Annotated in this window: 8 protein-coding genes; 1 reads left to right on the top strand and 7 read right to left on the bottom strand. The window is 48.7% G+C overall.

Features of this window, described 5'->3' with window-relative positions; translation table 11 throughout:
* The coding region (locus tag G477_RS21515; RefSeq protein ID WP_245575375.1) for a transposase at nt 1–383 on the top strand (383 nt) is incomplete at its 5' end.
* A 284-nt stretch (nt 384–667) separates the two neighbouring features.
* Here G477_RS21515 and mnhG read toward each other — a convergent pair.
* The 7 genes from mnhG to G477_RS0103525 are packed head-to-tail and all read right to left on the bottom strand — an operon-like array spanning nt 668 to nt 6,423.
* Nucleotides 668–1,021: a monovalent cation/H(+) antiporter subunit G gene (gene mnhG, locus G477_RS0103555; RefSeq protein ID WP_026696783.1), complete on the bottom strand. Its 354-nt coding sequence runs from the start codon at nt 1,019–1,021 to the stop codon at nt 668–670.
* Nucleotides 1,002–1,283, bottom strand: a complete 282-nt coding sequence (locus G477_RS0103550) for a Na(+)/H(+) antiporter subunit F1 (protein WP_026696782.1) — start codon at nt 1,281–1,283, stop codon at nt 1,002–1,004. The genes mnhG and G477_RS0103550 overlap by 20 nt, the downstream gene beginning before the upstream one ends.
* Nucleotides 1,280–1,756: a Na+/H+ antiporter subunit E gene (locus G477_RS0103545; RefSeq protein WP_026696781.1), complete on the bottom strand. Its 477-nt coding sequence runs from the start codon at nt 1,754–1,756 to the stop codon at nt 1,280–1,282. Before G477_RS0103545 ends, G477_RS0103550 begins: the two co-directional genes overlap by 4 nt.
* Nucleotides 1,757–1,759: 3 nt before the next feature.
* Nucleotides 1,760–3,244: a Na+/H+ antiporter subunit D gene (locus G477_RS0103540; RefSeq protein WP_026696780.1), complete on the bottom strand. Its 1,485-nt coding sequence runs from the start codon at nt 3,242–3,244 to the stop codon at nt 1,760–1,762.
* Nucleotides 3,237–3,575: a Na(+)/H(+) antiporter subunit C gene (locus G477_RS0103535; protein ID WP_026696779.1), complete on the bottom strand. Its 339-nt coding sequence runs from the start codon at nt 3,573–3,575 to the stop codon at nt 3,237–3,239. The genes G477_RS0103540 and G477_RS0103535 overlap by 8 nt, the downstream gene beginning before the upstream one ends.
* Complete coding sequence (locus G477_RS0103530) at nt 3,575–4,000, bottom strand: Na(+)/H(+) antiporter subunit B (protein WP_026696778.1); 426 nt, start codon at nt 3,998–4,000, stop codon at nt 3,575–3,577. Before G477_RS0103530 ends, G477_RS0103535 begins: the two co-directional genes overlap by 1 nt.
* Nucleotides 4,000–6,423: a Na+/H+ antiporter subunit A gene (locus G477_RS0103525; protein ID WP_026696777.1), complete on the bottom strand. Its 2,424-nt coding sequence runs from the start codon at nt 6,421–6,423 to the stop codon at nt 4,000–4,002. The genes G477_RS0103530 and G477_RS0103525 overlap by 1 nt, the downstream gene beginning before the upstream one ends.
* Between the last annotated feature and the right edge of the window lie 311 nt (nt 6,424–6,734).

Here is a 6,734-nt window from a genome sequence, read left to right as displayed (position 1 = left end):
AGGTTTATCTCAATGAAAAATGGGAGAAGCAAAAAGAGAATATTCGTCAACTGCTTTCGGAAGAAGAAACTGGAGCAATTTACGGGCGGCGTAAAACCGACGTAGAACCAGTTTTTGGGTTTCTGAAGGCGAATTTGCGTTTCACCAGAATGTCGGTGAGAGGCAAAGACAAGGTGAAACAAGAAATGGGATTTGCACTCATGGCAGTGAACTTGAGGAAGTTCACTGCCATGAGTCGCCTGCGTTATTCGAATGTACAAACAAAACGCTTCCGATTATCCATTTTGGATAATCGGAAGCGTTTTTACTTAGCTAGAACTTTTTGTCCCAGCCTCGTTTCGTTAGTAAATAGGAAGATGGAAACTTGGTTTTCCCTGAGTTGAATGGACTTCTTCTAAGTCATCTCAGAGTGGGAAGAAAGACGTCCGTGACGATGATAAAAGAGTCGAGAGCTTGTTCTTTCATGGCTTCTACGAAGGTAGTCACGGAAAAGCCAACTGCATCATTCTGTACCAGAATCGCTGCAGGCGGGAACAGTGGTTTTATGGAATGCCTCTTTTTCATACAGAAGGCCCTCACCGAAAAACGGGGAGGGCCTTCTTGGATTTCTGTTTCTTTCGCAATTGGGCAGGAACCAATCAACTGCAATTTCCACGGGGGCGCGTCGTTACTTCTGCTTCGAGGAAGCGGCGTCGATATCCCGTTTCAAATCGTCTTGTTCTGTCCGGTCCCACATCGTCACACCTACATTGTAAGCAGAACGTCCGATCATAAATGCGGCAACAGGAGCTGTCAGGAAAACAAACAGAATCGTGAGCAGCAGCTTGGCGTTAAAAATACCGTGAACGAGCAGAAAGTAGAGAAACACGCCGGTAATGATGCTGATCACACCGAGCGTGGCGCTTTTTGTTGCTGCGTGGAGGCGTCCGTATACATCCGGAAACCGGATGAGACCGATCGATCCGAGCACGCTCAGGCCGACGCCGGCAAGAATAAAGATACTAATGATCACCTCGGTCAAGGACGACACCTCCTTCAATAAATTTCGCTATTGCTACTGACCCAATGAAGGCCAGCACGGCGATAACGAGGACGACGTCAGAATAAGCAATCGTTCCCTGGCTCATCATCACGAGTGCGATAAAGCCGATCAGGTTGATGCCGAGCGTATCAAGCGCAACAACCCTGTCGGACATCGAGGGGCCGATGAGGGCACGCCATGTACAGACGAGAACGGATACCGACATCAGGCCAAGTGCAATAAACAGTACCGTCTCCATCAGTCGGTCACCTCCCTAATGGCTTTCTCAAAAGAATCATGTATTTCTTTGATTGCCTTATCCTTGTCTGGAACATGGATAGAGTGCACGTATAGGACACGGCCATCTTCCGAGAAATTCATCGTCAGTGTCCCAGGTGTCAACGAGATCAGGTTGGCAAGCAGTGTAACCTCCCAGTCGGTTTTCAGCTCTGTCGGGACGGCGATGATGCCGGGCGTGATATCGAGTTTCGGGCTGAGTACTATTTTGATCATATCGATGTTAGACTGAATCAGTTTCACCGTAAACAGGGCAATGAGTTTAAGAACCGCCCACACTCGTCTGAAATAAAAGTCGAACCGGAGAAAACGGCGGAGTACATACAGCAGCCCAAGTCCGACTATATAACCGATAACAAAATCGACAAACGTATACGCATCATTCAGCATCATCCAGATCAGAGCAAGAGCAAGGTTCAATAATATTTGAAAAGCCATGCGTTAATCCTCCAATACTGATGGGATATAGTAGTCGGACGGGTTCATCAGCTGTTCGCCGATTTCCATCGAGAACTGCATGAACGGTTCTGCAGCAACTCCGAGGAGTACAGTGAGAAAGACAAGAGGCAGGGTGGCTGCTGCAAGTCCACCCACTTTCACAGCAGCAGAAGCCGGATCAGGCAGCTTCACTTCGCCGAAGAAAGAAGTCATAAAGATCTTCATCATCGAGAAGAGCGTAAGAACACCGGTTAAAATACTGACTGCGACAACGAAATAGTGCTGGGCCTCGAAGCCGGATATAATCAGCGCAAATTTCCCGAAGAATCCACTCAGCGGCGGGATTCCAGCCAGCGAGAGTGCCGTGATGAAGAACAGCCACCCGACATAAGGATGTGTTTTCAGGAGCCCGCTCATCTGTTTCAGCTGCGTAGTGCCGGTAATGCGCTCGGCGATACCAGCATACAGGAACAGCGCTGACTTCACGATGATGTTGTGGACGAGGAAGTAATACGTGCCGGCGATCGCCAGTGGCGTAAATATCCCAATACCCATGATCATATAACCGACCTGACTGACAATATGAACGGCCAGGATGCGTTTGAAATCATACAGTGCAACCGCGCCCAGTACACCAATAAACATCGTGAGCCCGCCGACGATTAATAGAATTTGAAGAATCTGCGGGTCATGATTGAAGACCAAGGTGTACATCCGCATGATCGTATAGACCCCGACCTTCGTGAGCAGCCCGCCGAAAAGAGCGGCGATGGCAGCCGGAGGTGCGTAATAGGAATGCGGAAGCCAGTAGTACAGCGGAAAGATGGCGCTCTTCGTTCCGAAAACAAATAAGAAAACGACAGCAGCTACAGACAGCAGGGCTGTATTTTCCATTTCACTTGTTCTTACAGCCATATCCGCCATGTTCAATGTCCCGGTAAGACCGTACATATAAGCGACACCGAGGATAAAGAACATCGAGGAAATGGTGTTAATGATGACATACTTCAACGATTCGCGGAGCTGATATTTCTTGCTTCCCATGGAAATAAGAATGAAGGAAGAGATCAGCATCACTTCGAAGAAGACGAACAGGTTGAACAAGTCCCCTGTCATAAACGAGCCGTTCACACCCACCAGCAGGAAGAGGAAGAACGGATGGAAAAAATTCCGTTCTCTTTCCGGGCTGAAAGTGAGCCACGCAAAAACGAGTGTGACTAGAGCGAGAATACCCGAAAGAAAAACAAGCGAAGAAGAGAGCAGGTCTGCAACCAGGACAATGCCGAATGGCGCTGGCCAGTTACCAAGTTCAATGGTCTGTATGCCGTCTATATATACGATATACGTCAGATAACCTGATAGAATGATCATCGATAAAACGGTCAACAACGTTGCGATACGCTGGACCTGCTTCTTGTCTTTTACTAATAGAAGCAGGACACCGATGAGCATCGGGATCAGGATTGGCATTACTACTAAATTACTCATCGTCAGTACCCCTCAGTTCATCAAGATTGTCCGTTCCGTGCAGCTTGTACGTCCGGTACGCGAGCACCAGCATGAAAGCGGTCATACCGAAGCCGATAACAATAGCTGTCAGAATCAGGGCCTGAGGCAGGGGATCTGCATAGCTGGAGGCCTCTTCTCCTAAAAGCGGAGGTGAGCCGGTTTTCAGCCCAGCCAAAGTGAGAAACATCAGATGGGCACCGTGGGCTATGAGCATTACACCCAGGATGACTCGCAGCATGCTTTTTGTTAATAGTAAATACGTGCCGACGGAGAAAATGATACCAACGGCAAAAATCATCAGAATTTCCATCAGGCCTCATCCTCCGCAATCGTCAGTATCGTCAGCATGGTGAATCCTACGACAACGAGATAGATACCGAGGTCGAACGGAAGTGCTGTGGTCAGCTCTGTTTCTCCGAGAATCGGAAGCTGAAAATAATCAAAGAACTGTGTTAAATAAGGAAAACCGAAAAACATGCCGACAATCCCGGTAATAATGGAGATGGCCAGACCCACTGCAATCATCTGCGTATAATCAAAAGGAATGGCCTTTTTAATCGACTGGACGTCAAAGCTCAAGTAGAGAAGGACGAGAGCGGAAGCCGTCATCAGGCCCCCGATAAACCCTCCGCCCGGATTGTTGTGTCCAGCAAAGAATAGAAAGATGGAAAACGTGAGGATGATAAATCCTGTAATCCGCGTCACAACATGAAATTGGATCGGGCGTGATTTCATCATACGTCTTCACCATCCTTTGCTTTGAATTTCACGAGGACGACAGCGGCTATAGCGACAATACCGAGTACCAGCACTTCGAGCAGCGTATCAAGTCCACGGAAATCAACGAGAATAACGTTGACCATGTTTTTTCCGCCGGCCAGTTCATAGGCATTTTCTACGAAATAATCCGAAATCGGGTTGATGGCATTGTCATAACGGAAGGCATGAACAGCAAGTCCCGTTATCGTAACAACCGCACCAACTGCGATAGAAACTACGAAATTACCGATTTTAAATGCCGGTTTAAAGTTCTCTTTGCGAATCTCCGGAAGATGGTAGAACACCAGCAGCAGGAGCACAACCATAACTGTTTCTACGAGCAGCTGTGTCAGGGCCAGGTCCGGCGCGCGGAGAACGACGAACAGCAGGGCAATAATAAAGCCGACGACACCGATCAGAACAACAGCGGAAATCCTGCTGGAGACAAAAGGAATCGCCACAGTTGCAACGAGCATCGCAGCAACGACGAGCACGAGGTAAGGCGACAGCTCTCCTGCGTTCGCCCAGTCAATAACGAGCGCATTCGTGCTGAGCAGGATATAGCTCATGGTGACCGAGAAGAAGACCATCATAAACATGAAGTAATGGCGCAGTTTCCCTGTCATCTGGACGGCATCTACGGACTGTGCTCCGCTGATCAGACCAGTCATGCCGCTGTCATAGAACCAGTTCAGCGGATCCCGTTCGCCGAGATAGAAAGCCGATGCTTCAAAACGTCTCATGTTAACAAAGAGAAGTGCGCCGAAGAAGACGACACCGAGCGTCATGAAGAGTGCGGTATTGAATCCATGCCAGTGATAAATGTTGACATAGAACTGTTCGCCCGCTCCGAGCAGGTCCGGCAGTACAGCCTGCATGGATGGTTCGATGATTGTATAGGCAAGCATGTTTGGAAACAAACCGAACAGGATCACCAGTCCTGCAAGAATAATCGGGGAAATGAGCATCCCGATAGGCGCTTCGTGTGCTTCCTTTTCCAGCTTGGAAGGATCGTGCTCCCCTGTGAAGGTTCGAAACAGCATGATCATACAGTAAAGGAATGTAAAGACGCTGGCCGTCCAGGCAATAATCGGGAAAAGCCACCCGAAGGTCTGGGCATTAAAGACGTCAAATTGAGCCGCGTGCAGCATTCCTTCAAAAAACATTTCCTTACTCAGGAAGCCGTTGAACGGCGGCAGACCTGCCATCGCTGCAATGCCAATCAGAGAAATAGAGAACGTGATCGGCATAATCGTCATCAGGCCGCCGAGCCGGCGGATATCGCGTGTCCCTGTCTCGTGATCGACGATCCCGACGACCATAAACAGACTTCCTTTGAATGTTGCATGGTTGATCAGGTGAAGCATGGCTGCCATGACGGCAACTGTTGCCATCGATTCCCCTTCGACTACGTCGAAATGGACCGCGGCCGAACCTGCTCCGAGAAGGCTCATGATCAGGCCGAGCTGACTGACGGTGGAGAAGGCTAGAATTCCTTTAAGATCCTTCTGCCTCACCGCCGAAACGGAGCCCCACAGCAGTGTGAAGAGTCCAAAGCTCGTAATGATCCAGAACCACTGAGGTTCTCCTCCGAAGACAGGAGTAAAACGAGCTACGAGGTAAATACCGGCTTTTACCATGGTTGCAGAGTGCAGATAGGCACTGACCGGAGTCGGTGCTTCCATGGCATCCGGAAGCCAGATATGAAACGGAAACTGGGCTGATTTCGTGAAAGCCCCTGCAAGCACGAGAATCATCGCTGCCAGGAACGCAGGTTCAGCAGAAATTGCGCCGGCCTGGCTGATAATCTCCTGGAGACTGAATGTTCCCGTCATGCCGTAAAGCAGGGTGAAACCAGCGAGCATGGCAAAGCCGCCGGAGACGGTAATCAGCATGGACTTCTGTGCACCATACCTGGATTTTTCTTTATGAAACCAGTAAGCGATCAACAGCGATGAGGCAAAGCTGGTCAGCTCCCAGAATACATAAATGACAATCAAATTGTCCGATAAAACAACCCCCAGCATAGCCCCCATAAACATCAGGAGGTAAACATAAAAGTTATGCAGAGGTTCCCCATCTTTGTTGGCAATGTAGTAGATGGAATAAAGGACGACCAAAGCTCCGATACCGGTAATCAGAAGCGCAAAGAGAAGACTTAATCCATCCAGGTAGACCGTAAAGAAGATGTCCAGAGAGGGCACCCATGGTACAGAGTGCTGGACAGCCTCCATCGGCTCTCCTCCCAACGGAAGGTATGTGAATAAATAAATGAAAAGCACCAGCGGGATCGGTAGTACAAACCAGCCCGTATGGACTCTACGGAAAAGAAAGTAGAAGGCTGGAATGAAAATGGCCGCTATAAATGGTGCAAGGGCAACAAAATGCAGCGTGGACAACGGATGAGACCTCCTTTTCAATGATCAGACTGGTATCGTTTCGATTCAGGTCATTCAGCACCTGAAACATCATATAATTTATGTCCTGCAGCTGCCGGGACATAAGCGAAATGAAAAAGGAAGCCTTCGCTTCCTTCAAAAGACAGACATCAGCATGCCCGTTAGATTCACAGAGTAAATTATAATACAAATAAGCGACGCGTGCATCCTTTACACGAGAAGGATGATCACCTTTCTGTTTCTTATAAATATGTAGAAACATGAACATGACACGAAACTTTTTTTACTGGCAGACCCGTAAAGCTGGCGTG

It is taken from the genome of Alkalicoccus chagannorensis DSM 18086 (genome assembly GCF_000429725.1).
In the GTDB taxonomy this organism is placed as follows: Bacteria; Bacillota; Bacilli; order Bacillales; family Salisediminibacteriaceae; genus Alkalicoccus; species Alkalicoccus chagannorensis.
The sequence above is the reverse complement of the archived record's forward strand: the minus strand, read 5'-3'. Positions and strand labels throughout refer to the sequence as shown.

What these genes read in the sequence shown, in the direction of transcription:
- G477_RS0103545 (WP_026696781.1), bottom strand. Translation starts at nt 1,756, where the DNA reads ATGGCTTTTCAAATATTATTGAACCTTGCTCTTGCTCTGATCTGGATG.
- G477_RS0103540 (WP_026696780.1), bottom strand. Translation starts at nt 3,244, where the DNA reads ATGAGTAATTTAGTAGTAATGCCAATCCTGATCCCGATGCTCATCGGT.
- G477_RS0103535 (WP_026696779.1), bottom strand. Translation starts at nt 3,575, where the DNA reads ATGGAAATTCTGATGATTTTTGCCGTTGGTATCATTTTCTCCGTCGGC.
- G477_RS0103530 (WP_026696778.1), bottom strand. Translation starts at nt 4,000, where the DNA reads ATGAAATCACGCCCGATCCAATTTCATGTTGTGACGCGGATTACAGGA.